The sequence below is a fragment of the Microcella sp. genome, assembly GCF_019739195.1.
Taxonomy (GTDB): Bacteria; Actinomycetota; Actinomycetes; order Actinomycetales; family Microbacteriaceae; genus Microcella.
The window spans coordinates 98,492-121,211 of the sequence record NZ_JAHHDS010000002.1 but is presented as its reverse complement, the minus strand read 5'-3'; the positions used below and the strand labels follow the sequence as shown (position 1 = coordinate 121,211).

The window sequence follows — 22,720 nt, the reverse complement described above, 5'->3', positions numbered from 1 at the left end:
CACCGGCGTGCTCCGTCATCAGAAAACGGAACGCAGGGCGAACTGCCCCACCCAGAAGACCACGACCACAGCACCCACGGCGACGACGCCCCACGGAAAACCGCGCTCGAGACGACGCCCGCGCGGGGCGACGAGGTTCGCCGAGAACTCACCGATGCGCTCGTCGACGTAGCGGTCGGTCTGCGACAGAGCTTTCGCGCCGACCGTCGACACGATGCGCAGCAACCGCTGATACGTCGCGGCATCGGCGAGCGGAAAGGGCGCCGTCGAGTAGACGAAGAGCCATTCGTCGACGATTTCGAGGTCGAAGGGCGCCGCTTCGTCGATGGCGAGTGCCATCAGGTCAGGGGTGAAGACATAGAGTGCATCGCGCTCGTACTCGCGCGGGCAATAGAGGGTGAAGTAGCGGTCGAAGTCGCCCTCGAGCGAGAGCACCTGATCACGGCGGAAGGTCGTGGGAAGGGTGGTGCTGCCGAAGAGGCCGTTGTTCGCGCGCGAATCGAGCACCATGTGCGGCAGGGCCCGGTCGAGCTGCATCGCCAAGAACCCCCAGCGGTGGGTCGTTCGGTTCTTACCGCTGCCCGTGACATAGCTATAGGTGCCGAAGTCGATGAACCGCCCTTCTGCGGTGCGGAAGTGGTCGGTGACGGCACGCGACGATCCGAGCCCGAAGATCGCCCCGGGGTAGGAGGGCGCGGGGCTTCGCGGTTCATAGACGAGACCGTTCGCGAGGGCGAACCGGGTCATGCGCAGGCGCTGCTCCCAGACACCGCGTGAGCGCCGTAACGCTCGCACGCCCAGTACTGCGCCGATGGCGAAGATCGCGATGCCGGGAATCAGCAGCACGACGTCGACGAGGTCGCCGGATCCTGTAGCAAGCGTTCCGAGCGCGACCAGCATCGGGACGAGCACGGTGATGACCATCGTGAAGGCGATGACCACACCGAGAATCCAGGTGATGATGGCCCTCACTTGCTCGGCTGATCCCACCGCCGACACGCGCGTCGCATCAGTACGAAACTGCACGACCTCGTCGCGCGCGACGGGCACGAAGAGCGGCGTGTAGTCGATCGTGCGGTCCACCCGCTCAGCCTGCCATGGCAGCGAGCGCCGCCCCAGAACAGACTCGCCGCCCAGTGGCGGGGCGATGCCTCCGGCGCACCTGGGCGGCGAGTTGACCTGACACCAGTGTGCGCCTCGCGGTTTCGGTTTGGCAAGACCCGGCAGCAACTCGTCGAAGACACAGCCCCCGATGGGGGGAGACCGCGCGGTGCGCGCCCTTGCTACCCTGGCCAGCGACCGACCTGCATACCGACGGGCGGCCCACCACTGATCGCCGCGGCGTGACGCGAACCGCGAAGGGTGACGCACACGATGCCGACTTGCGCTGCCTGCACTGCTCCGTTGCGCGAGGGGGCACGATTCTGCACTCGGTGCGGCGCCGCCGTGCAGTTCGAGAGCGTGGATGCTCGAGCGACGATGCCGGTCGAGCCTGTTGCGCTGCCGACCGTTGAGCCCGAGCCTGCGCAGTCTGTGGTGCCCGCCCGCATCGAACCGCAGCGCCGCAGCGCGCGGGTGCTGACCCGCAGTACAGCGGCGACCTGGGCGCTCGTGGTCGGCGTTGCGCCGCTTGCGGTCTCGATAGTGGGCAACCTGGTGTCGTCGCAACTCGGCGTCGCCGCACTCGCGCGCATCGAGGCAGGTGATGTGCAAGGTGCGTGGGCGCCGGTGCTCACCGTGCTCGCGCTCGTCTTCGTCGGCAACGCGGCCCTGCTGACGGTGTGCGCGATCATGGGCGTTCGCGGCATCCGCGAGACCGCCAACGGCATCACCCACGGTCGTCCGCTCGCCGTGGCGGGGCTCGCCGCCGGCGGTGTCAATCTCGTGCTCTGGGTCGCGGGTCTCGTCGTCACGGTCGGCGGCCTCAACCTCGTGCTCGTCTGACGTCACCAGCTTCGACTCGGCAAGCTGCCAGGCTTCTGCCAGGTTGCAGCGCATCCGAATCGGCCTCCCGGCCAGAAGTAGTGAGTGAAGGCACTTCCGCCTGACGCCCCGAGAGGGGATCACTCCCTCGGGAGACCTACCAAGGAGGAACCATGCGCAACCGTATTCTCGCGGGGCTGGGCGTCGCCGCCCTCGCCACCGTCGGCGTCGCCGCTCCGGCGAACGCCCTCAGCAGCACCACGGCCGATGTCTGGGTCGTGCACGCTTTCCCCGGCGTGACCGTCGACGTCTTCATCAACGGCGACCTCGCCATCGACGCGTTCGCGCCCGGTGACGTCGAGCCGCTGGTCGACGTGCCGGCTGGCAACTACGTGATCGACATCGCCGCCGACTCGGCCGACACCACCATCACTCCCGGTGACGGACTCTTCGGCACGGGTGCCGGCGGTGTCGATGTGGCCGCGGCCACCTCGTACAGCCTCGTGGCTCACCCCAACACCTCGGGTGACCCCATCCTCACGCCGTTCGTGAACGACCTGAGCTCGGTCGGTGCGGGCAACGCGAGCGTCACGGTTCGCCACACCGCCAACGCGCCGGCTGTGAACGTCGTCGCCCTGCCCGACACGGTCCTGTTCGCTGGTGTCACCAACACGCAGGCCGGCACCACGTCGGTTCCTGCTGGCACCTACGACATCCAGGTGCAGGTGGCCGCGGATGACTCGGTCGCCATCGACCTGCCCGACACGGCTCTGGCGGCGGGCACGCACTACTTCATCCACGCCTTCGGCCCGCAGAGCGACGACAGCTTCGGCGTCGTGCTGTTCACCATCGCTGACTCGCCGGCCGGCGTTCCCGCGGGCTCCGCGGGTCTGGCTGCTGAGAACGGTGCTGGCTCGACCGGCCTGATCGCTGGCGGTGCGGCTCTTCTCGCCCTGCTGATCGCGGGTGGCGTCATCGTCGCCCGCCGCATGACGGCAGAGCAGCGCTGATCGCGAAAGCGTGACGCGAATCATCATGAGCAGCAGGTCGACGAAGGCGGTAGTTCTGGCCTTCGTCGGCCTGCTGCTCGTTACCGGGTGCAGTGCCCCCGCAGAGCCTCTCGAGCGCGAACGCGGGTCGGCCGAATTCGATCCCTTCCGCACCTCTCGCACCGACGAGTTCGTGTCGAGCTCTGAGCTACTGACCACGGTCAAGTCTGCTCCGACGAGATTGATCGTCGGGGCTATCGATCTCGACATGCGGGTCGACACCAAAGGGCTGGAGCCCAACGGCGACATGAGCCTGCCGGTCAGCCCTTTCCGGGCCGGCTGGTACGAGTACGCTGCAGCCCCGAACAGCCCGGCCGGAGCCACGGTGCTGGCCGCGCACGTCGACGCCATCGGCGAGGGGCTCGGTCCCTTCTCCCGCCTGAGGTCGCTCGACGTCGGAACCGAGGCGTCAATCATCGACGCATCGGGTGAGGTGCACGTGTACCGCGTCGTGTCGGTGGAACGTCTCGACAAGGGCGTGGTGCCGTGGGCGACCTACTTCTCCACAGCAGGCGATCCGCGACTCATTCTCATCACCTGCGGGGGAGAGTACGACCCGCGGGTGGGCAGCTATGACGACAACTACATCGTGACGGCCGAGAAGGTGACATGACAGCCTCGACAGCTACGATGGCGCCGACGGATGCAGGGAGCATCCGGGGGTCATCGAGCCGAGGGCGGTCATCACCGGTGTCTACGACTATCGACGACGCGACCGAGCTAGGTCGTCGGTTCGCCGACGGCGACGAGACCGCCCTCGCGGCGATCTACGGTGAGTGGTCGTCGCTGGTGTACTCCTTGGCGCTGCGGTCACTGGGTCACGCCACCGACGCTGAAGACGTGACGCAGAAGGTCTTCGTGGCGGCATGGCGCGGTCGCGAGCGCTTCGATCCCGAACGCGCGTCGATCTCTGCGTGGCTGGTCGGCATCACTCGCAACATGGTGGCGGATGCTCACCAGGCGCGCACGCGCGAACGGCAGTTGACCGCGCAGGCTGCGGCAGTCGCCCCTGACGAGGTCGCACCGAGCGCCGAGGTCGACCTGGCCGACCGGTTGCTCATCGCTGACGAGATCGCTCAGCTCGACCCGGTGCCGCGCACGGTCGTGCACCTCGCGTTCTATGACGACTTGACCCACACGCAGATTGCCGAACGGCTCGACATGCCGGTCGGCACCGTGAAATCGCACATCAGACGAAGTCTGAGCAGACTGAGAAACAGACTGGAGGTGAGCCATGGACCCGCATCTTGATGCTGATACGGCGGCACTCGCCGCGCTCGGCGAACCGATGCCCGACGATCGTCGCGCGGGCCACCTCGCCTCGTGCGAGTCGTGCCGACGCGAGATCGACGCCCTGCGCTCGACGGTCTCGGTGGCCCGATCGACTGTCGGTGAGAACGAACTGCACGCCGCGCCAGCGCATGTCTGGCGGTCGATTCGCGCAGAGCTCGCCCTCTCGCCCGACCTCGTGCCGCCCCGCGGCACAGTGACGACGGCCGCAGTGATGACGGCGCAGACCGACGGTGCGGCACCCGCTCTCGCCGAGCCCGTACGGCTTGATGCGGTGCGCGAGCGCCGTGCGGGCATCCGGCGCTTCATCGCCCCGGTTCTTGCCTCAGCTGCCGCGGCCGCTCTCGTCGCCGCACTCGTGGTGACGTGGAGCGCGGGAGCCCCGCGAGACATGGGCGTCACGCTCGCTGCCGCGCAGCTCGACGCGCTTCCGGCGTGGTCGGGGTCGAGCGGCCAGGCGACGGTGGCTGAGCTCGTCGACGGCCAGCGCGTGATGAGAGTCGCGCTCGATGCCGAGGTCGACGACACGCTCGTGCGCGAGGTCTGGCTGCTGACGGAGAACGTCGACGGCCTCATCAGCCTTGGTCTGCTGTCGGGCCCGACCGGAGAATTCTTGATTCCCGCGTCGGTCGATCTCGATCGCTACTCGGTGGTCGACATCAGCGCCGAGCCGGTGGATGGAGACCCCACGCACTCAGGAGACTCCATCGTGCGCGGGGCCCTCGACGTCTAGCGACTCGAGTTCGAGCTAGGCGTTCGACGTCTCGACCGGAGTCGTCGCGGCAGGAGCTTTCTTCGACGGCAGCGAGAAGAACGTCGCAATGCCGATCGCGATGAGGATCCAGCCGCCGACGAGTACGAGCGTGGCGATTCCGAGAGCGGGCAGGAAGAGCATGACGCCACCGGCGATGATCGAGATGACACCCGAGACGATGGCGAGCCAGCGCGGCGTCGCCGACTCGCCGCGCACGCCGGCGGCGATCGCGGCGACACCGTCGAAGATCCAGCCGAAGGCGATGACGTAAGCGAGAATCTCGAGCGAGAGCAGCGGATTCGCGAGAGCGAACACGCCCGCGACCACGACGAGGGCGCCGAGAATGCCGACGAGCCAGCGCAGCCCCGTGCCGAGGTTGTCGCTCGTGAAGGCGATGACGAGCCGGAAGATGCCGCTCACGACGAGGAACGCGCCGAACAGCAGCGCGACGGTGAGCAGAGTAGCCCCGGGCCAGATGAGTGCAACGATGCCGAGCACGATGGCCGTGATCGCCGAGGCGATGACGAAACCGCGCTCGAGCGCGAGCGGCGAGGGGGCAGAAGTGGATGACGCCATGGTTCTTCCTGCTTTCGAGTGTGGTGGGCAGAGCCTGCCGCCCTGCCTCGAGGTCAGCCTAGACGCGCGCGGGCTCGGGCCCTAGAGCGAATCGGCGGCCGGTGACCTCGGTGGGGTGAATGCGCACCCAGCGGTACTTGAGGGTCGGAATCCACGGTGCGAGGCCCAGTTCTTCTGCCGCATCCATCTCGCTCTGCCGCTCCATGCGCTCGGCGATGCCCTTGACCACAATGCTCCATGCCTCGTGCTCGTCGTGGTGATCGATCTCGAACGCGACGCGGTCGTTGATGGCGAGTTCGAGCAGCTTCGTACCCGGCGCGGTGCGAAACACGATGGTCTCGTCGTCGACCGCGTAGTTGATCGGAAAGATGTCGACCGTGCCCGCGGCCGTCACCGCTATGCGTCCGAGCGTGTTCTCGCGCAGCAGTTGCCAGCAGGCCGACGGGCTCAGTTCGACGATGCCTCCGAATCCCATGACCATGATTCCGCCCTTCTCGTCAACGCCGCCGATGATGTCCTCCATCTCAGTGGCAAGAGGGCGGGGCAGAGTAGGGCCGAAGGTCCTGAACACGTCGATCACCGTCGTCTCGATACGCTGACGCCATGATCTCCGCACCACTGCAAGGCCGGGCCATCGTCTACCACGAGCACGGCGGCACCGAGGTGCTGCAGTTCGCCGAACGCCCGGTAGGCGCACCCGGTAACGGTGAGGTTGTGGTGCGCTTCGTCGCCGCGGGCCTGAACCCCGTCGACGCCAAGCTGCGAGCCGGTCGATCGCGCATGCAGCTTCCGTTGCCGGTCTGGGTGGGTCGAGAATTCTCGGGCGTGATCGAGCAGCTCGGCAGCGACATCGGCGACTTCTCGGTGGGCGATGCCGTCTTCGGTTCGATTCCGCAGGGTGCGTTTGCCGACTACGTGGTCGCTCCGGCGACGGTGATCGCGCGCGTGCCCGAGGCGGTGCCGCTCGAGGTCGCCGCCGGGCTCGCCCTCGCGGGCCAGACCGCGTGGGATGCCCTCGAGTCGCAGCAGCTGCGGGCCGGCGACGTGATCGTCGTCAGTGCCGCGGCGGGCGGCGTCGGCGGCATGCTGGCACAGCTCGCCGCCCTGCGCGGCATCCGCGTGATCGGCACGGCGAGCGCCGCGAACCACGAGTGGCTGCAGTCGCGCGGCGTCGAGCCGGTGCTCTACGGCAACGGACTCGCCGATCGCCTCGCCGCCGCGGCACCCGAGGGCATCACCGCGGTGTTCGACCAGCACGGACCCGAGACGATCGAGGCAGCACTCGCCCTCGACGTGCCGTCGGAGCGCATCAACACCATCGCGACTGATGCGACCGTCTACGGGGTGCGCAATGTGGGGCGTGGCGCTGTGCATCCGCCCACGCTGGATGCCCTCGCAGCCCTCGTCGCCGACGGCGCTCTCGACGTTCCGATCGCGGCGACCTTCCCCCTCAGCGAGGTGCGCGCAGCCTTCGAGTTTCTCGAAGCGGGCCACCTGCGCGGCAAGGTCGTGCTCACAGCCGACTGATCACAAGGAGGGCGGGCTCGTCGTCACATCACCCGAGACGTCGCACACGGCGGCGAGCGTGTTGTAGACCGTCCCGAACTTCTGCAGGTTGCGGTGCAGCAGCTCGACGCGGTGCGCGGGCTCGGCCGAGACGAGGTGCAGCGAGTACTCGATCGCGGTGAACCGCGGGGGAGCATCCTGTCGATGCATCGTCACCGTCACGTTGGCACTCTCGTAGGCGAACGGCAGCATCACGCTCGAGCGCGCGACGTTCTTGAGCAGGCAGGCGGCGAAGGCTGCGGCGAGCAACTCGGCGGGGCCGGGATGCGTCGAGGGAGCATCCGGCTGCCATCGAGTCTCAAGGGCGAGGTCGTCGCCCACCGCGCGCAGCATGCCGCCGTCAGCATCTGCGCGGGCCGTGACCGAATAGGTGAGGGGCGGGGTGGTCATCGCGTTCAGCCCAGACTCGAACCGAGTGCACCGGTGATGTAGGGCACGAGCCAGATCGCCCACACGATCACCGAGAAGCGGTGAAAGCGGTGCAGCTCGGCCTCACGACCGCGCACGAGAACGACGACCGCCCACGCGAAGTGCACCGCCATGAGAATGAGTGCCACGAGTCCGCTGACGGCCATGACCTGGTTCAGGATGCTGGGCTCGACCCCCGCCGCCCTGTTCGCGTCGGCGATGAGGCTCATGAGGTAGGTGCCGCTCGCGTCGGCCGCGAGCCCCAGCCCGAAGAAGACGGTGTGCCAGGGCTTGAGCACTTTCTGGGCGCGCTCGGCCCAGACGCCGATCGTGTAGAAGACGAGGGCCAGAGTGATGAGGATGATCGCGGGCAGCAGCATGAGGCCAGTCTGCGGGGGGTTCGTCGATCTCGCGAGCGCCGGGAGCACAGTCAGGACGAAGGTCCCGCGGCTCCAGCCAGTTCGAGCCCCTGGTAGCATTTGAAGGTTGCCGTCTAACGGCCGCGGATAAAGAGAGCTCGAGCATCCTGCTGCGGGCACCGCGCAACGAGCACAGAAGGGGGTCCCTCTATGGCACTGGAATCAGACGTCAAGAAGGCGATCATCGACGAATACGCAACCCACCCCGGTGACACGGGCTCCCCTGAGGTTCAGGTGGCGATGCTCACGCGTCGCATCAAAGACCTCACCGAGCACCTGAAAGAGCACAAGCACGACCACCACTCACGTCGTGGCCTGCTGCTGCTCGTCGGGCAGCGTCGCCGTCTGCTGGGCTACCTGGCCGATATCGACATCGAGCGCTACCGCTCGCTGATCGAGCGACTGGGACTGCGCCGCTAACCCTGTGCGTTAGCGCGTCGTCGATCGACACCGCGAACTTCTTCTGCGAAGGCCGCCTCCGAACAATCGGGTGGCGGCCTTCGTGGTCTGTGGCCGCTCATCGAGCCAGAACTGCGGCGATCCCTCTAGGCAAATTTGGCGATGGTGCTCGATGGTGGGCCAGACCTAGAGTCGGCCTCACATCCCGATGAGAGAAGCTGACGATGACGAGACTGACGACGCCCGCCGTGCACGCGACATCGAGGAAGAGGCGATCCCGCTGGGCCGGGTTTGCGACGAGCGTCGTGGCCGGAGCAGCACTGCTGATTCCGGCAGCACCTGCGCAGGCCGTCGATGACGCCGTCGTCCAGGGCGTTGTGACCTTCTTTCCCGGTGGTGCCCCGGTGCTGAATTCGACTGTCACGCTGTTCGATTCGACCAATGAGTCGGTCGACACGGCGGTGACCAACGAATTCGGCGCCTACGAGTTCGTCGGCCTTGCGGCGGGTGACTACAAGGTCTGCGTCGATGGCGATGTGGCGAGCCCCGTCCACGCCGACGTCTGCTGGGACTACAAGCCCACACGCCAATCGTCCGAAACCTTTCCTGTCGCGGAGAGCGCAACCGAGACGTTAGACGACATCGAAGTCGTAACGGGAGTGACGATCAGCGGCACCGTCACCGGCGAGAACGGTCCCAGCGACAACTGGTACCTCCTCGTCGACATCCTCGCGAACAACGGCTTCGGCACTTGGCTGTACAGCAGCAGCGTGTTCGTGGCGCTGGACGCGACAGGTGAGTGGAGCATCGAGAACCTTCAGCCCGGTCAGTACCGGCTCCGCTACTTCGACATCGGCGCAACGGATTACCGCACGATGTATCACTCGCAGGCCAAGAATGAGCCGGGCGCGCAGAACATCGTGCTCTCCAACAACCAGTCGGAGTCGGTTGCCGCAGAGATGTCGGTGCTCGGTCCGATCACGGTTGGTCGCCTGTCGGGCGACGATCGATACGCGACCGCAGTGGCGATATCGGGCGAGTTCACCACAGCGAACGGTGACCCGGGAGCCATCTTGTACATCGCCGGCGGGACCAATTATCCGGATGCCCTGGCCGCCGCCGCGCTCGCGGCGAAGTTCAATAGTCCGTTGCTCTTGACCCCTTCGAACTCCCTCCCGCCTGCGGTGATCGCAGAGATTCAGCGGTTCCAACCCGGCCAGATCGTGATTGCTGGCGGAACAGGCGTCGTCTCCGCTACCGTGCAGACTCAGCTCGAGGCGCTCGCGCCCGTAGTGCGCCGCATGGGTGGTGCTGATCGCTACGCGACCGCCAGACTGCTCGTCGATGATGCGTTCCCGACGGGTTTCGATGGCGCGTTCATTGCGACGGGCCGCAACTATGCCGATGCCCTGGCAGCGGCAGCATCGGCAGGCGGACTGGACTGGCCTGTCGTGCTCGTTGACGGCAACGCCTCCAGTCTCTCGACCACTCAACTCTCATGGTTGACCTCGAGCGGCGCGACCGAGTTCATCATCGCTGGTGGCACGGGATCAGTCTCGGCAGGTATCGCCACCCAGTTGCAGACTGCATTTGGGCCGACTTCGGTGACGCGGTTGGGCGGGGCCGATCGCTACGCGACATCCCTCTTGATCAACGGAACCGGATCCAAGACCTCCGGTACGGCATATTTCGCGACAGGAACAGGATTCGCCGACGCACTCGCAGGGGCTGCCCTTGCAGGAGCGCGAAACGCGGCGTTGTTCCTGGTACCCCCGACGTGCGTGCCTGCGGAGGTGCTGAGCGAACTCGGGCCCTCGGGGCTCGATCCCGCCCAGGTCACGCTCCTCGGCGGCACCGGCGTGCTGTCGAGCCGAGTGGCTGCCTTGACGAGCTGCTGATCGCGTCGTTCGAGAGACAGTGCGAGCGTCTTCTCCGAAAGCCGTAGCCGAGAAGTCGGATGGTCGCCTTCGTGGTTTTCCGGGATGCTCTGCCTAAGGTTCGAGAGCTTCGAGCCGCTTGATCAGGGGCAGCAGCAGGCCAGCGATCTCTTGCTCATCGAGAGAGTCTGACCCGTTCGACTCGATGACGACCCGCACGACAAGGTTGCCGTGCTGTAGGTCGTGCCCCCGGTCGGTGCGACCGCCGTCATGCTGCCAGCCGAAGTGCGTCGTCGGCCTGTTCGGCACGATGGGGTCGTCGATCGAGTCATAGCCCGTGATCTGAGCCGGAAGCATCGTCACCTCGACGTCGCCTTGCGGGGTGACGATCAGCTGACGCGAGCAGAGACTCAGCGCATACTGAGCCGCGGCCGCGTAGGCCTCTGCCCTGCCTGGGTTCTCGAACACACGCGCGACGACGCGCATGCTCGTTCCCGAGCGCTCGTACCTGCCGAGATCGACGAGCTCGTCGATGCGCGAGCCCGAGTCGACTCGTGGATTTCCCCGCACGACCGGCTCCACCCCGAGCGCGAAGCGGCACTGCGCGTTCGAGGTCTCGATGAGCTGTCTGGCATCGAGCGCTGGTCCGGCCTCCGTCGCCACAGGGCCCGCGGGGCCGACGGCAGTGAGGCCTAGTGCCGCGAGGTCGGCCGTGCTGGGAGCCAGCGACAGCGCCTGCTCGGCCGTGAAGCAGTCGCCGGTGCACGCCAAGCGCGGTTCCTGCGTGCCGCCAGTCTCGGGCTGGAAACCTGTCTCAGGCTGGCCCGGCCCATCGATGAACCCCAGTCCACCCGCCACTTCCGGCCATTCCGACATGTCGACGGCCATCGTGGTGGCCAGCGTTCGAAACGACTCCTCCGTGATCGAGTTGTTGGTCCAGACGAGAAGGCGCACCACGACATTCGAGCGCAGCACGTCGACCACGTAGTAGCGCCCGAAACCGTCGAGCGATTCTGTCCAGCCGACAGCGGCGACGACGGGCGGAATCTCCAGCGCGGGCATCGGAGTGACGATGCTGACCCAGCCCCGTTCGTCGTCGGAATACCCGTAGCCGTCGCACATCGCGAGAAGTCGGTGCTGCAGTTCAAGATGCTCTTGCGCGGCCGCGGCGGTGGGGAACAGCCGCATGGCGCGGGTGGCTATCGAGATGCCGTCGTCACTCTCGAAGCTCGTGAGCCAGTAGATCGGATCGCCGCTCGACGGAGGCGATCCGATCACGGTGGCGACAGGGCTCTCGGTGCCGGTGAAGGCACACTGATCGGGCGAGTAGCCATTCGCTCGCCAATACTCCACCGTGTTGTCGTACTGCTCTCTCGGCGTCGAGTCGAAGAAGGTGCCCGAGGGATCACGCACAACAGGGGTGCCCAGCGCTTCGAAGTCGGCTGCGTCGAGCTTGGCCTCCCACTGATGGTCTTCGGTGTAGCAAGGGTCTGGGCAGTCGGTGGCCTCCAGTGGTCGAGGGCTGCCCGGCTCGCCCTCGAGCAGAGGTAGCGGCTCGACGTATGACGTGAGCGGGGCGATGAACGCGGTGTAGATCCCGGCGCCCGCGGCTCCGATCGCAGCGAAGACGCCGAGCACCGCTGAAGCGATCCCGATGCCGAGCGCCCACTTGCGCCGAGCGGTCCACGCAGATCCCGTGCGTGCATGCAGAGCAGGCGCCTGCCCGGGCTCGGACCAGGGCGCCGCGACTCGGCGCTGGTCAACGGCCGACGGGGTGGGCTGCAGCGGCTCGATCGGCTCCGGGGGCAGCCAACGACCGTCGCTCATGCGAGGCGCCAGACCGCGCCGCGCCCCAGAATCTCCGTCACGAGGCCAGCATAGGCAGACTCCGCGGGGTGCGGTGGTACGACGATGAGCATTCTGTCAGCCGTTTCGCCGCGGCCCGTGGCACGCTGTCGCCATGCGAGGGAGCAGGGGCGCGGGCCGGCGGCGCGACCGCATGCGCGTGGTCGTGGCCGCATCCGTCGCCTCGTTCGCGCTGGTGGCGGTGGCCGGATGCTCGGTGTCGGCCGCGACCACCTCTCAGCAGCTCGAGCGCACGCTGCTCGAGCGCGACCGCATCGCGGTCGCCGCCCACGTCGAAAGCACCGCTCGTGTCGCCACCTTCGTGCGCGATAAGTGGGGCCCCGTGCCGCTGCCCGAGTCGCCGATCGAGCGGTGGGTCGCCGCGAACGAGTGGGCTCCGACCATGGCACGATGCCTCGCTGACGCGGGCTACCCCGGGGTGCTGTCGGCCGACGACGGCGAGCGCCTCGATTTCAGTGCGCTGCGCGTCGACGACGTGCGAGAGCTGTTCCAGATCGATATCGCGACTTTCGACTGCCAGTCACGCTTCCCAGTGCGGGCGTGGTTCGCGAGCGCCGTGCGCGATGTCGAGGTGCCTTGGGCGCACGATTACACGCTCGATGTGGTCGTGCCCTGTCTGCTGGCCGCGGGATTCCAGGTGCCGCCCGTGCCCGATCAGCAGGCGTTCGGCCAGACGTGGCGCACTGAGCAGCAGTTCGACCCCTATGCGCTCATCGGTCGGGCGCCCGAGATGCGGGTGCGGGCCGAGACGACGTGCCCGGCCGCCGATGACGTGCTGGACTCGGTTCCGTGAGGGTCGCGTTCAGCATCACCAGCGCCGTGGTCGCGCTGGGCATGCTCGCGGCGTGCGCGTCGCCGCCGAGCGTTGCGCCGACGATCGACGACGTCGCGGCGGAGCGCTCGTTGCGCGCCCAAGCGCGGGTCGAGACTCTGCTCGACACCTACGCCGACTACCTCACGAGCCGGTGGCCTGGCGTTGTGCTGCCGCCGACGAGCATTGAGCAGTGGCTGAGTCTGGGGGAGTGGCCGGCGGTGTTCGAGGCATGCGCGAGCGACTTGTCCGGGCTCACGGTGCGCACTGACGCGACAGCGGGCGTTTTCGCGAATCCGCCGCCGCAGACGGCCGGCCAGATGCGCGATTTCGAGGTGTCGATCTATCTCTGCCAGGGTCGCTTTCCGCCGCCGAACCTCGGGCGCAACGAGCCCGGCCCGGTCGAAGTCGCCTGGGTGACCGCCTACGCCCGCACCGATCTGCCCGCCTGCCTGCGGCGGCATGGCGTCGTCGCGCCTCCTCTCGCCGACGAGCCGTTCGCGATTCTCTCCGGGGGCTCGACCCCGCGCTGGGATCCGTATGCGACGGTGCGTGGCGATGCCGGCGAACTGCGACGTGTCTCGGCCCTGTGCCCGCATCCGTCGACGGTGCTCAACACTATCTCTGCCGTCGGAGAGCCTCAATGATGCGGGGGCTGCTTCTCGGCGCGCTCGTGATCGCGCTGACGGGCTGCGCCGCGACGCCGACTGCACCCACGCTTGATGAGGTCGCAGAAGAGCGGTCGCATACGGTCACCGAGCAGTGGCGGCTCGCCGCCAACGCGGCCACCGAGTACCTCGAGGCCGAATGGCCCGAGGCGGTGTATCCGCCCCTGAGGTTCGAGCGCTGGGTCGAGCCCGAGAGGCAGTTGGCCGACCTGTTGCAGTGCATGAACCGGGTCGTCGACCGCACTGCGGGAAGCATCGGTGAGACAGGCCTGCTAGTGCTGAACCCGCGCCCGACGGGAGAGCCCGCGTGGGAGCTGCCGGTCGCGCAGGTGCGCTGCTCGCTGCAGGTCATCGCCTGGACGGGCCTGTACCCGTTCGGCGGGCCGGTCGAGCAGGCCTGGGTGCGCCACCAGGTCACTGTGGCACTGCCGGCCTGCGTGCGCCGGTGGGGCGCCGATCTCGAGATCGTCGATCTTGACGCGGCCATCGACGCGTCGATCTATCCGACGTCGAGCGGTCGCTCGGTTGAGCCGCTGCAGAGCGTCTGGCTCGCCGCGCAGCTGCGCAACGCCGACGAGGCGACGGCGCGGCAGATTCGCGCGACGTGCCCCGACCCGGGTCGCACCTTGATTCAGCTCGGCCCTGCAGAGATCCGCTCGTGAGGGTCCGCCTCGTCGCCGTTGCGGGATGCTCGCTCGCGGTCGCCCTCACCGCGGGTTGCGCTTCCGCGGCAGCCCCCGCCGTGACGGCGCACGACGTGCTGCTCGAGCGCGAGCTCGCGGCTGAGGCGCAGAGCCGCGCGGTGTTCGACTCGTTCCTCGACGAGAACGCCGATCGGCTCAATGAGTTGCAACTGCCCCGGCCCGAGTTTCAGGGCGTCGTCGAGCCCGAGCGCTGGGGCGAAGCCGTGATCGGGTGCGTCGAGTCGCTCGACACCGACGTGCGGGTCTCACGGCAGGAGGGCGGGTTCGGGGTCAACTACTTCGGCCTGCCTGACGGCGCCTATGACCGCATTCGCTGGACGATCGAGAGCTGCATGGTGCAGTACGGGCTGCTCGCCGAGCTGCCGCCGCCCGGGCCCGTCGAGGTCGCCTGGCTCGAACACGACGTCGTGCAACGGTTGCTGCCGTGCCTGCGCGGTCTCGGGGTCTCGACGCCACCAGCGCCCACCGCCGAAGCGGTGCGTGCAGCGGCACTCTGCCCGCCGAGCGACGACGAACTGCGGCGGCAGCTCGAGCTCGTCGCGGGGGAGCAGTGACGAGCGAGCGTGACCAGCAGCCGTGGCCGCACGTCGTCGTGCGCGCTCCGGCACGCAGGTGGGTGCGGTGGCTCGTCGTGCTGGGCACCGTCGTGAGTCTCGGCACGGCGGCGTTGCTCACCGATATGGTCGCCTCGGGCATCCCGACGTCGATCGCGGGGGCTCTCGTGCTCGTGGCCTTCGCGGGGGTCGTCGTCTGTCTCGCCGCGATCACTGTGCGCTGGCGCACCTCAGTGCGCAGTGACGGAGAGAGCCTGGTGCTGCGTGACCCGCTCGGCGCCCGGGTGGTGCCGTTGAGCGCCGAGCTCGGCTTCGTGCGCTGGCTCGACGGCCGCACCCATCGGCCCGTGCTCTGGCTCGTCGAACGCGGGTCGCTCGTCGCACCCCTGAGCCCTCTGCTGAGCCCACTGCAGCTCGAGGGCTTCGCCTTGGCGCTGGGGATACCGGTGACCGACATCGACGGCCCGCCGACACGCAGAGGCACCGCCGACCCGCCGACGCCCAGCGTTCACTAGGCCGCGACACGCCGGGCTGATAGTCTGGCAGGTGGCGCGATTCCTCGCGCCATTCAAGTGAATACCGCACGGAGCAGGCCGGCTCGAAGCTGGTCACCGGTGGTGGTCTCCCGAAGCGCACAGAGCTGCGCGTCGGTGCATCTCTACTGTTGGCCAGAGCAGACCGGCGTCACATGATGACACCGTCCCTTCCTGCCCGCTCCTGCTCCGCGTGCACGCGCGTGCCCTCATACGGAGGGCTCGCGCACAGACGCAAAGGAGAGAGACCTCGTGGAAGGTCCTGAAATCAAGTTCGCCGAAACCGTGCTCGACAACGGCACGTACGGCAAGCGCACTGTTCGATTCGAAACGGGCCGCCTCGCGCAGCAGGCCCAAGGCGCCGTCGCCGCCTACCTCGACGACGAGACCATGATTCTGAGCGCGACGAGCGCTGGCAAGCACCCCCGTGAAGGGTTCGACTTCTTCCCGCTGACGGTCGATGTCGAAGAGCGCTCGTACGCCGCCGGCAAGATTCCCGGTTCGTTCTTCCGCCGTGAGGGCCGCCCGTCGACCGAGGCGATCCTCGTCTGCCGACTCATCGACCGCCCGCTGCGCCCGACCTTCATCGAAGGCCTGCGCAACGAGGTGCAGATCGTCATCACGGTGCTGAGCATCGCGCCCGACGAGTTCTACGACGCCCTCGCGATCAACGCGGCGAGCGCCTCGACGCAGATCTCGGGCCTGCCGTTCAGCGGCCCGATCGCCTCGGTGCGACTGGCACTCATGCCCGACAACAACGGCGGCGGCCAGTGGATCGCCTTCCCGAAGCACAGCCAGCTGGCTGAGGCCGTCTTCGACATCATCGTCGCGGGCCGCGTCGTCACCAACGCCGACGGCTCTGAAGACGTCGCGATCACCATGGTCGAGGCTGAGGCCACCGAGGGCAGCTGGAACCTGATTCAGGGCGGCGCCGTCAAGCCGAGCGAAGAGATCGTGGCCCAGGGCCTCGAAGCCTCAAAGCCGTTCATCATGCAGCTCGCGAAGGCTCAGGCCGAGCTCGCTGCGCAGTCGGCCAAGGAGATTCAGGACTACCCGGTCTTTCTGTCGTACAGCCCGGAGCTCTACAGCGCCGTCGAAGAGGCTGCCCAGGCCGAGCTCGCGTCGGTCTACCAGATCGCCGACAAGGTCGAGCGGCAGACGGCTGACGACGCGCTCAAGGCCCGCACCAAGCAGGCTATCGAGGCGAAGGTCGCCGACGGCTCGCTGCCCGAGGAGTCGCTGAAAGACTTCGGCGCCGCCTACAAGTCGGTCTCGAAGAAAATCATGCGTGCGCGCGTGCTCACCGAAGGCGTGCGCATCGACGGTCGCGGCCTCGCCGACATCCGTGCGCTCGACGCTGAGGTGCAGGTCATTCCTCGCGTGCACGGCTCGGCGATCTTCCAGCGCGGCGAGACGCAGATTCTCGGCGTCACGACGCTCAACATGCTCAAGCTCGAGCAGCAGATCGACTCGCTGAACCCGGTGACGAGCAAGCGCTACATGCACCACTACAACTTCCCGCCCTACTCGACCGGTGAGACCGGCCGAGTCGGCAGCCCCAAGCGTCGCGAGATCGGGCACGGCTTCCTGGCCGAGCGCGCTCTCGTGCCGGTGCTGCCGAGCCGCGAAGAGTTCCCCTACGCGATCCGTCAGGTCAGCGAGGCCATGAGCTCGAACGGCTCGACCTCGATGGGCTCGGTGTGCGCCTCGACGCTCTCGCTGCTCAACGCCGGTGTGCCGCTGCGCGCGCCGGTTGCGGGTATCGCGATGGGCCTCATCAGCGATGTTGTGGATGGTGAGACCCGCTACGCGGCCCTCACCGACATTCTCGGTGCCGAAGATGCCCTCGGCGACATGGACTTCAAGGTCGCCGGCACGAGCGATTTCGTCACTGCGATTCAGCTCGACACCAAGCTCGACGGCATTCCGTCGTCGGTGCTGCAGCAGGCGCTGGGTCAGGCGAAAGACGCCCGCATGGCGATCCTCGCCGTCATGAACCAGGCGATCGACGCGCCTGACGAGATGGCGCCCACCGCGCCTCGCGTCATCAGCGTGCAGATTCCGGTCGACAAGATCGGCGAGCTGATCGGCCCGAAGGGCAAGACGATCAACTCGATCCAAGACGAGACCGGCGCGCAGATCTCGATCGAGGAAGACGGCACCGTCTACATCGGCGCGGTCGACGGCGCTTCGGCCGAGGCGGCTCGCCTGCAGGTCAACGCGATCGCCAACCCCATCAACCCCGAGGTGGGCGAGCAGTACCTGGGAACGGTCGTCAAGATCGCCGCCTTCGGTGCGTTCGTCTCGCTCATGCCGGGTAAAGACGGTCTGCTGCACATCAGCGAGGTGCGCAAGCTCGCCGGCGGCAAGCGCGTCGAGAACGTCGAAGACGTGCTCGCCGTGGGCCAGAAGATCCTCGTCGAGATCACGAAGACCGACGACCGCGGCAAGCTCTCGCTCGCACCGGTGCTGGCTGAGGGCGAAGGCGGCGACGCCCCCGCCGAGGGCGAAGACGGCTAACAGCCCGACTGCGTTCTGAACGACCGGATGCCCGCCCTCGATCTGAGGGCGGGCATCCGTGTGTCGTGCCGCTGGTGCGTGACCTGTCGCTAGACCGCCACGTCTCGGCGCCGGAACGCGATGACCGCGACGGTCAACGCCGCCGCCGACACCGCGTAAAGCAGCCCCATGAGTGGGTCGAACCCGTCGGCCAGTGGTGCAGCGCCGTACGCCCAGAAGTAGGGCGAGAGCACGTGCATCCACTCGAGGTCGGGGTTTTGGTTGCCGAGCGCGTTCAGTGCGTAGCCGAGCACGGCGACACCGGAAGCGGCGCCGACCGCAATGGTTCGGCGACCAATGATGGCTCCCGTCATCGTGCCCACGGCAGCGGTCAGCAAACCCAGGCCGAGCAACGCCACCGAGCCGGCGACGATGCCCTCGAGCGAGAGCTCGAGCGCGGCCGGCTCATTGAGTCCGAGCACCATGAGGCCCAGCAGCACCGCCAGCGCGGTGAGCTTGAGCGCGATCGCCGCGAACCGCTCGAGAACGACCTGCGTGCGCCCGACGCCGTGTGCGAGCACGAGCTCGAGGGTGCCGCGTTCTTCGTCGCCGGCGATGATCGACGAGCCCCACGCCACGGCCGCGATCGTCACGAGCACGAAGCCGATGAGGCCGTGCACGGTGCCTTGCGTGTAACCGGCACCGGTCGTGATCTGGTCGTAGCTCAGTGCCGCCACGAGCTCGGGCGGCAGGCTCTCGATGATGGCGAGAAACTCCGGGTTGCCGCCGATCGTCGAGTAGAGCGGCAGGTACATGCCGACGACGCCGGCAAGACCCAGGCTCCAGCCGATGAGGCCTCGCCAGGTCTCAGCGAGCTGCCGCCGCAGTAGCGGAAGCGGACGGGCGCGCACAGCGGCGCGCGAACTCTGCATCGTGGCACTCATGACTGCTCCTCCTGCTCGGCGCCCGGCCCGTAGAAGCCGAGCACGGCGCTCTCGAGGTCGGGCTCTTGCACGACCAGATCGAGCAGATCGCTCGCGGCGACTGCCGAGACGAAGGGTGCAACGCCGTCGCCGAGCATGCCGTGCACGACGGCCGTGCCGTCGACCTCGGTCACCGTGACGTCATCGAGCCGAGCAACCGAGCTGAGCCTGCCGAGCAGGGCCTCGCGGTCGGCGGCGCGCACCGTGATGCGCACCGATCGCCGCGCTGCCGCGCGCAAGCGCTCGACAGTGCTGACGTCGACGATGCGACCCGACCTCAGCACCGCGACATCGTCGGCGGCCTGCTGGATCTCGCTGATGACGTGCGAACTGAGGAAGACCGTCTGGCCCGCTTCGCGCGCTTCGCGCACCATCGTCAAGAACTCCTGCTGCACGAGCGGGTCGAGACCGCTCGTCGGTTCGTCGAGCACCAGCAGGTCGGGGCGGTGCGCGAAGGCTTGCACGAGGCCGACCTTCTGCTTGTTGCCCTTGCTCAGCGAACGCACCGGGCGCCCGAGCTCGAGTCCGAGCCGGTCGGCCAGCTCATCGATGCGACCGTGCTCGATGCCGCCGTTGAGTTCGGCGTAGTGGTTCAGCAGGCTGCGCGCTGTTGCTCGACCGGCGAGCGACAGTTCGCCCGGCAAGTAGCCGATACGTCGCCGCAGGGCCGGCCCGCCCGTGCGTGGGTCGTGGCCCAGCACTCGAACGTCACCGCTCGTCGCACGGATGATGTCAAGCAGTACCCGCATGGTCGTGGTCTTGCCGGCCCCGTTGGGGCCGATGACGCCGAAGACGCGGCCAGGCTCGATCGTGAGATCGATGCCGTGCAGCGCCGTGCGGCGTCCATAGCGCTTCGTCAGCGCACGTGTCTCAATGACGGGGGTCATCCCCGGTTCCTTTCGTCGAAGTGTCGTGCCGGTCGGCACGGGTCAGAGATCGGTTCCCGCGCGTCGAGGCGGATCAGGATCTTGATTCGGATCGCCAGCGCCCTTGTCAGATCGGGGGCCGCGCGTCGTGTCAGGGGTACCCGCGAGCGCGGCGGTGGCCGCGTCGAGCACATCGGTCGACTGGTAGAGGCCGTGGGTGTAGAGCTCGAGTGTCGGCAGCGTCATGCGGGCGATGAGCGCTGGCGTCAGACCCGGCTCGCCGAGCGCTCGACCCAGCTGGCTCTCGAGCAGTAGAGGCACCAGCCCGTGTGCAGCCACGATAACCGCGGTCATGCGCGGGTCGCTCGACGTGCGCATGCGGCCCGCCGCAACCTCGGCATCGATCATCGCCGCCGTGCGGTCGACGAGGTCGTCGAACAGTCGGGCGCCGGCCTCGGTGCCGTCGGAGATCATGCGCGCGAGGTAGTCGAGGCTCGCCCGATGAGCATCGACGTCAGCGAGCCAGCGACGCATCGTCGACGACAGATCGCTGTCGGTCGCGAGCTGTTCTTTGCGCCCGATGACCTCGTCGACGATGTGGGCGTCACACTCGGCGCGCAGGGCCTCTTTCGAGCCGAAGTGGTGCATGACGAGGGCCGCGCTCACCCCGGCGTGCTCAGCGATGGCGCGCACCGAGGTCGCGCTGTACCCATTCGCCCCGAAGAGCCCGAGCGCAGCATCCCGAATGCGGGCACGCGTCGTCAGATCGGGAGAGGGTGAACGCATGTTCAGTATACTAAACGAGCGTTCAACCCAGGCGCAAGTCACCCGCTGACGAAACACTCAGCGAGTCTCCAGCCACTTCCAGCGAATTTCCGGGTGGGAGGGGTCGCACCGACGTACAGTCATGGTTAATCCGACACCGCTGGTCCCGATCCCTGTGGCTGCCGAAGAACACTCGTTCATCGACATCACCCCCCTTGTCGGCTCTGCGCGTCGTGCGCTCTGCTGGCACGATTCGAAGGAGAATTGTGGACTTCCACATCGTCCAAGCGTTTTTCATGCTCGGCTTCGTCGCCATGGCGGCCGGCACCCTGTGGTTCTATCTCGAGCGCAATGACCTGAAGCCCGAGCTGCGCTCGGTGGCGACCTACGCCGCGGTCATCACGTTCATCGCCGCGATCATGTACTACGTCATGAAAGACGTCGTCAAGTTTCCGGGCGGCGAGATCACGGCGGCCGACGTCGACGCCACTCTGCCTCTGCGGTACATCGACTGGCTGCTGACCACGCCGCTGCTGCTGGTGGAGTTCGCGCTCATCGTGGCAATCGCAGGTGCGCTCAAAAAGGGCCTGCTGACGAAGCTCATCATCGCCGACATCATCATGATCGTCACCGGCTACCTCGGTGAGATCGGCGAGCCGGGCTCGATCGGCAACATCGTGTTCTTCGTCGTGTCGTCGCTCGCGTGGCTCTACATCGTCTACGTGGTCTTCACGCTGAAGATCGGCGACGGTGCGCCTGCGCACGTCAAGCGCGCGGTGGGCATCATGAAGTGGTTTGTCATCGCCGGCTGGGCCATCTACCCGATCGGCACCGCGACCCAAGAGTTCCTCGAGCTCAGCGGCAGCGATGCGGCCCTCGCCATCGGCGTGGCGGCGATCATCTACGTCATCGCCGACGTGCTCAACAAGGTGGGCTTCGGCCTTATCGCGGTGCGCGCTGCAAAGCAGAGCAGCGTCGACGAGTCGGCTCAGATCAAGAAGGTTCAGGGCGTCTAGACCGCATCACTGCACCTGATCGACACCTCGGCGTGGTCGTGCCTCTGGGCACGGCCACGCCGTTGTCGTGAAGGCGGTGCATGCCCCGCAGCACAGCACCGTAACGATCGCGCGCCGATCGCAGAAAACTGCTCAGCTGAGCGGTATTGTCGCGCCAACCACAGCCCGACCCCGTGCCGGGGTCTCGAGAGAGATGTTCGCACCGTGATCGACCCCGAAGGCCACGCAGAGTCGGCCGCGTCTGCGGTGCAGACCGGCCCGATTCCCGTGACGCGGCGCGTCGGGCCGAGCGATCTCGACGTCTTCCCGATCGCTCTGAGCGGCACCGTGTTCGGCTGGACAGCCGACGGGCCGACGACCACGGCGATTCTCGACCGCTTCGTCGAGCTGCAGGGCACCTTCATCGACACCGCAGATGCCTACGCGGGCGGGCGTAGCGAGATCATGATCGGCAACTGGATGCGCGAGCGGGGCAACCGCGACGCTCTCACGATCGCCACCAAGGTCGGCAAGGGTCCTGACCACCCTGGCCTCTCGGCCCCTGCCATTCGGGCAGCGGTCGAGGCCTCGTTGCGCCGACTGCGCATCGACCGCATCGACCTGCTGTTCTTGCACGTCGACGACCCGTCTGTGTCGTTCGACGAGACGTTGCTCGCGGTCGACGAATTGATTCGCGCAGGCCACGTGCGTTACTTCGGCGGTAGCGACCACACGGCCAACCGCCTCTTCGAAGCGCGCATCGCATCGGGGCAGCTGGGGGTGGCCCACATGGTGGCGGTGCAGAAGCACTACAACCTCATGCACCGCTCCGAGTACGAGAACGGACTGGCCCGCATCGCCGCACAACTCGATCTCGGAGTGCTGCCGCGGTTTGCCCTCGCCGCGGGCTTTCTCAGCGGCAAGTACCGGTCGCGCGCCGACCTCGACCGCTATCGTCGCGGAGACGAGGTGGCCGAGTATCTGACCCGACGGGGGCTGCGGGTGCTCGCCGCTCTCGATCGCCTCGCTAACGAGACCTCGAGCTCGGTGCCGACCGTCGCGCTGTCGTGGCTACTGAGCCGGCCGCGCGTCGTCGCGCCCGTCGTCTCGGTCAGCGACCCCCTGCAGTTGGAGGCGATCATGGCGGCGCCGTTCACGCCGCTCTCGCGTCATCAGTTGACCGAGCTCGACCGCGTGAGCGAGTGATCGCCTCTC

At 67.4% G+C, this 22,720-nt stretch carries 25 protein-coding genes; 16 read left to right on the top strand and 9 right to left on the bottom strand.

Translation table 11 applies throughout. The features are described from left to right. Positions 1–18 precede the first annotated feature (18 nt). Entirely contained in the window at positions 19–1,083 is a 1,065-nt protein-coding gene (locus KL788_RS01240; RefSeq protein ID WP_293167751.1) for a hypothetical protein, read from the bottom strand. 363 nt (positions 1,084–1,446) lie between these two features. Here KL788_RS01240 and KL788_RS01235 point away from each other — a divergent pair, with 363 nt between their 5' ends. From KL788_RS01235 to KL788_RS01215, 5 genes are all read left to right on the top strand, one after another. Then, positions 1,447–1,944: a hypothetical protein gene (locus tag KL788_RS01235; protein ID WP_293167749.1), complete on the top strand. Its 498-nt coding sequence runs from the start codon at positions 1,447–1,449 to the stop codon at positions 1,942–1,944. A gap of 152 nt (positions 1,945–2,096) precedes the next feature. Beyond that, entirely contained in the window at positions 2,097–2,933 is an 837-nt protein-coding gene (locus KL788_RS01230) for a DUF4397 domain-containing protein (RefSeq protein WP_293167747.1), read from the top strand. A 25-nt stretch (positions 2,934–2,958) separates the two neighbouring features. Continuing rightward, positions 2,959–3,585: a class F sortase gene (locus KL788_RS01225; protein ID WP_293167745.1), complete on the top strand. Its 627-nt coding sequence runs from the start codon at positions 2,959–2,961 to the stop codon at positions 3,583–3,585. A 77-nt stretch (positions 3,586–3,662) separates the two neighbouring features. Continuing rightward, positions 3,663–4,223 (top strand): RNA polymerase sigma factor, encoded by a 561-nt coding sequence (locus KL788_RS01220; RefSeq protein WP_293167743.1) that lies wholly within the window; start codon positions 3,663–3,665, stop codon positions 4,221–4,223. Then, positions 4,207–4,995, top strand: a complete 789-nt coding sequence (locus tag KL788_RS01215; protein WP_293167741.1) for an anti-sigma factor — start codon at positions 4,207–4,209, stop codon at positions 4,993–4,995. The genes KL788_RS01220 and KL788_RS01215 overlap by 17 nt, the downstream gene beginning before the upstream one ends. A gap of 15 nt (positions 4,996–5,010) precedes the next feature. Here KL788_RS01215 and KL788_RS01210 read toward each other — a convergent pair whose 3' ends face one another. Both KL788_RS01210 and KL788_RS01205 read right to left on the bottom strand, forming a co-directional pair. Beyond that, entirely contained in the window at positions 5,011–5,592 is a 582-nt protein-coding gene (locus tag KL788_RS01210; protein WP_293167740.1) for an HdeD family acid-resistance protein, read from the bottom strand. Positions 5,593–5,650: 58 nt separating this feature from the next. Continuing rightward, positions 5,651–6,115: a pyridoxamine 5'-phosphate oxidase family protein gene (locus KL788_RS01205; protein WP_293167739.1), complete on the bottom strand. Its 465-nt coding sequence runs from the start codon at positions 6,113–6,115 to the stop codon at positions 5,651–5,653. 80 nt (positions 6,116–6,195) lie between these two features. Here KL788_RS01205 and KL788_RS01200 point away from each other — a divergent pair, with 80 nt between their 5' ends. After that, positions 6,196–7,119, top strand: coding sequence for an NADP-dependent oxidoreductase (locus KL788_RS01200; RefSeq protein ID WP_293167738.1), 924 nt, complete (start codon positions 6,196–6,198; stop codon positions 7,117–7,119). On the opposite strand, the gene KL788_RS01195 is transcribed toward KL788_RS01200, so the two are convergent. Continuing rightward, on the bottom strand, positions 7,120–7,548 hold the full coding sequence (locus KL788_RS01195) for an OsmC family protein (RefSeq protein WP_293167737.1): 429 nt from the start codon (positions 7,546–7,548) through the stop codon (positions 7,120–7,122). Positions 7,549–7,553: 5 nt separating this feature from the next. Continuing rightward, a complete protein-coding gene (locus KL788_RS01190) occupies positions 7,554–7,946 on the bottom strand; it encodes an HsmA family protein (RefSeq protein ID WP_293167735.1) in 393 nt (130 codons plus the stop codon). A 189-nt stretch (positions 7,947–8,135) separates the two neighbouring features. On the opposite strand from KL788_RS01190, the gene rpsO reads away from it, so the two are divergent. Both rpsO and KL788_RS01180 read left to right on the top strand, forming a co-directional pair. Continuing rightward, complete coding sequence (gene rpsO, locus KL788_RS01185; protein WP_293167733.1) at positions 8,136–8,405, top strand: 30S ribosomal protein S15; 270 nt, start codon at positions 8,136–8,138, stop codon at positions 8,403–8,405. A 284-nt stretch (positions 8,406–8,689) separates the two neighbouring features. After that, on the top strand, positions 8,690–10,282 hold the full coding sequence (locus KL788_RS01180; RefSeq protein WP_293167731.1) for a cell wall-binding repeat-containing protein: 1,593 nt from the start codon (positions 8,690–8,692) through the stop codon (positions 10,280–10,282). A gap of 93 nt (positions 10,283–10,375) precedes the next feature. Here KL788_RS01180 and KL788_RS01175 read toward each other — a convergent pair whose 3' ends face one another. Then, on the bottom strand, positions 10,376–12,088 hold the full coding sequence (locus KL788_RS01175; RefSeq protein ID WP_293167729.1) for a hypothetical protein: 1,713 nt from the start codon (positions 12,086–12,088) through the stop codon (positions 10,376–10,378). A 133-nt stretch (positions 12,089–12,221) separates the two neighbouring features. On the opposite strand from KL788_RS01175, the gene KL788_RS01170 reads away from it, so the two are divergent. The 6 genes from KL788_RS01170 (at position 12,222) to KL788_RS01145 (ending at position 17,917) form a co-directional block, all read left to right on the top strand. Beyond that, the gene (locus KL788_RS01170) at positions 12,222–12,920 is read left to right on the top strand and encodes a hypothetical protein (protein WP_293167728.1); all 699 of its coding nucleotides are present in this window, start codon (positions 12,222–12,224) and stop codon (positions 12,918–12,920) included. Next, entirely contained in the window at positions 12,917–13,585 is a 669-nt protein-coding gene (locus KL788_RS01165; RefSeq protein ID WP_293167726.1) for a hypothetical protein, read from the top strand. Before KL788_RS01170 ends, KL788_RS01165 begins: the two co-directional genes overlap by 4 nt. Continuing rightward, the gene (locus KL788_RS01160; protein WP_293167725.1) at positions 13,582–14,268 is read left to right on the top strand and encodes a hypothetical protein; all 687 of its coding nucleotides are present in this window, start codon (positions 13,582–13,584) and stop codon (positions 14,266–14,268) included. The genes KL788_RS01165 and KL788_RS01160 overlap by 4 nt, the downstream gene beginning before the upstream one ends. Further along, the gene (locus KL788_RS01155) at positions 14,265–14,864 is read left to right on the top strand and encodes a hypothetical protein (RefSeq protein WP_293167723.1); all 600 of its coding nucleotides are present in this window, start codon (positions 14,265–14,267) and stop codon (positions 14,862–14,864) included. Before KL788_RS01160 ends, KL788_RS01155 begins: the two co-directional genes overlap by 4 nt. Continuing rightward, entirely contained in the window at positions 14,861–15,379 is a 519-nt protein-coding gene (locus KL788_RS01150; RefSeq protein ID WP_293167722.1) for a hypothetical protein, read from the top strand. The genes KL788_RS01155 and KL788_RS01150 overlap by 4 nt, the downstream gene beginning before the upstream one ends. A 270-nt stretch (positions 15,380–15,649) precedes the next feature. Then, positions 15,650–17,917, top strand: coding sequence for a polyribonucleotide nucleotidyltransferase (locus tag KL788_RS01145; RefSeq protein WP_293167720.1), 2,268 nt, complete (start codon positions 15,650–15,652; stop codon positions 17,915–17,917). Between the two features lie 89 nt (positions 17,918–18,006). Here the strand turns inward: KL788_RS01145 and KL788_RS01140 are convergent, their stop codons facing one another. The 3 genes from KL788_RS01140 to KL788_RS01130 are packed head-to-tail and all read right to left on the bottom strand — an operon-like array spanning position 18,007 to position 20,531. After that, on the bottom strand, positions 18,007–18,840 hold the full coding sequence (locus KL788_RS01140; protein WP_293167718.1) for an ABC transporter permease subunit: 834 nt from the start codon (positions 18,838–18,840) through the stop codon (positions 18,007–18,009). Next, entirely contained in the window at positions 18,837–19,766 is a 930-nt protein-coding gene (locus KL788_RS01135) for an ABC transporter ATP-binding protein (RefSeq protein WP_293167716.1), read from the bottom strand. Before KL788_RS01135 ends, KL788_RS01140 begins: the two co-directional genes overlap by 4 nt. Before the next feature lie 42 nt (positions 19,767–19,808). Next, complete coding sequence (locus KL788_RS01130; RefSeq protein ID WP_293167714.1) at positions 19,809–20,531, bottom strand: TetR/AcrR family transcriptional regulator; 723 nt, start codon at positions 20,529–20,531, stop codon at positions 19,809–19,811. Between the two features lie 212 nt (positions 20,532–20,743). On the opposite strand from KL788_RS01130, the gene KL788_RS01125 reads away from it, so the two are divergent. Together KL788_RS01125 and KL788_RS01120 are read left to right on the top strand one after the other, a co-directional pair. Next, the gene (locus KL788_RS01125; protein ID WP_367120403.1) at positions 20,744–21,526 is read left to right on the top strand and encodes a bacteriorhodopsin; all 783 of its coding nucleotides are present in this window, start codon (positions 20,744–20,746) and stop codon (positions 21,524–21,526) included. Positions 21,527–21,730: 204 nt separating this feature from the next. Then, positions 21,731–22,711, top strand: coding sequence for an aldo/keto reductase (locus KL788_RS01120; protein WP_367120401.1), 981 nt, complete (start codon positions 21,731–21,733; stop codon positions 22,709–22,711). Positions 22,712–22,720 lie beyond the last annotated feature (9 nt).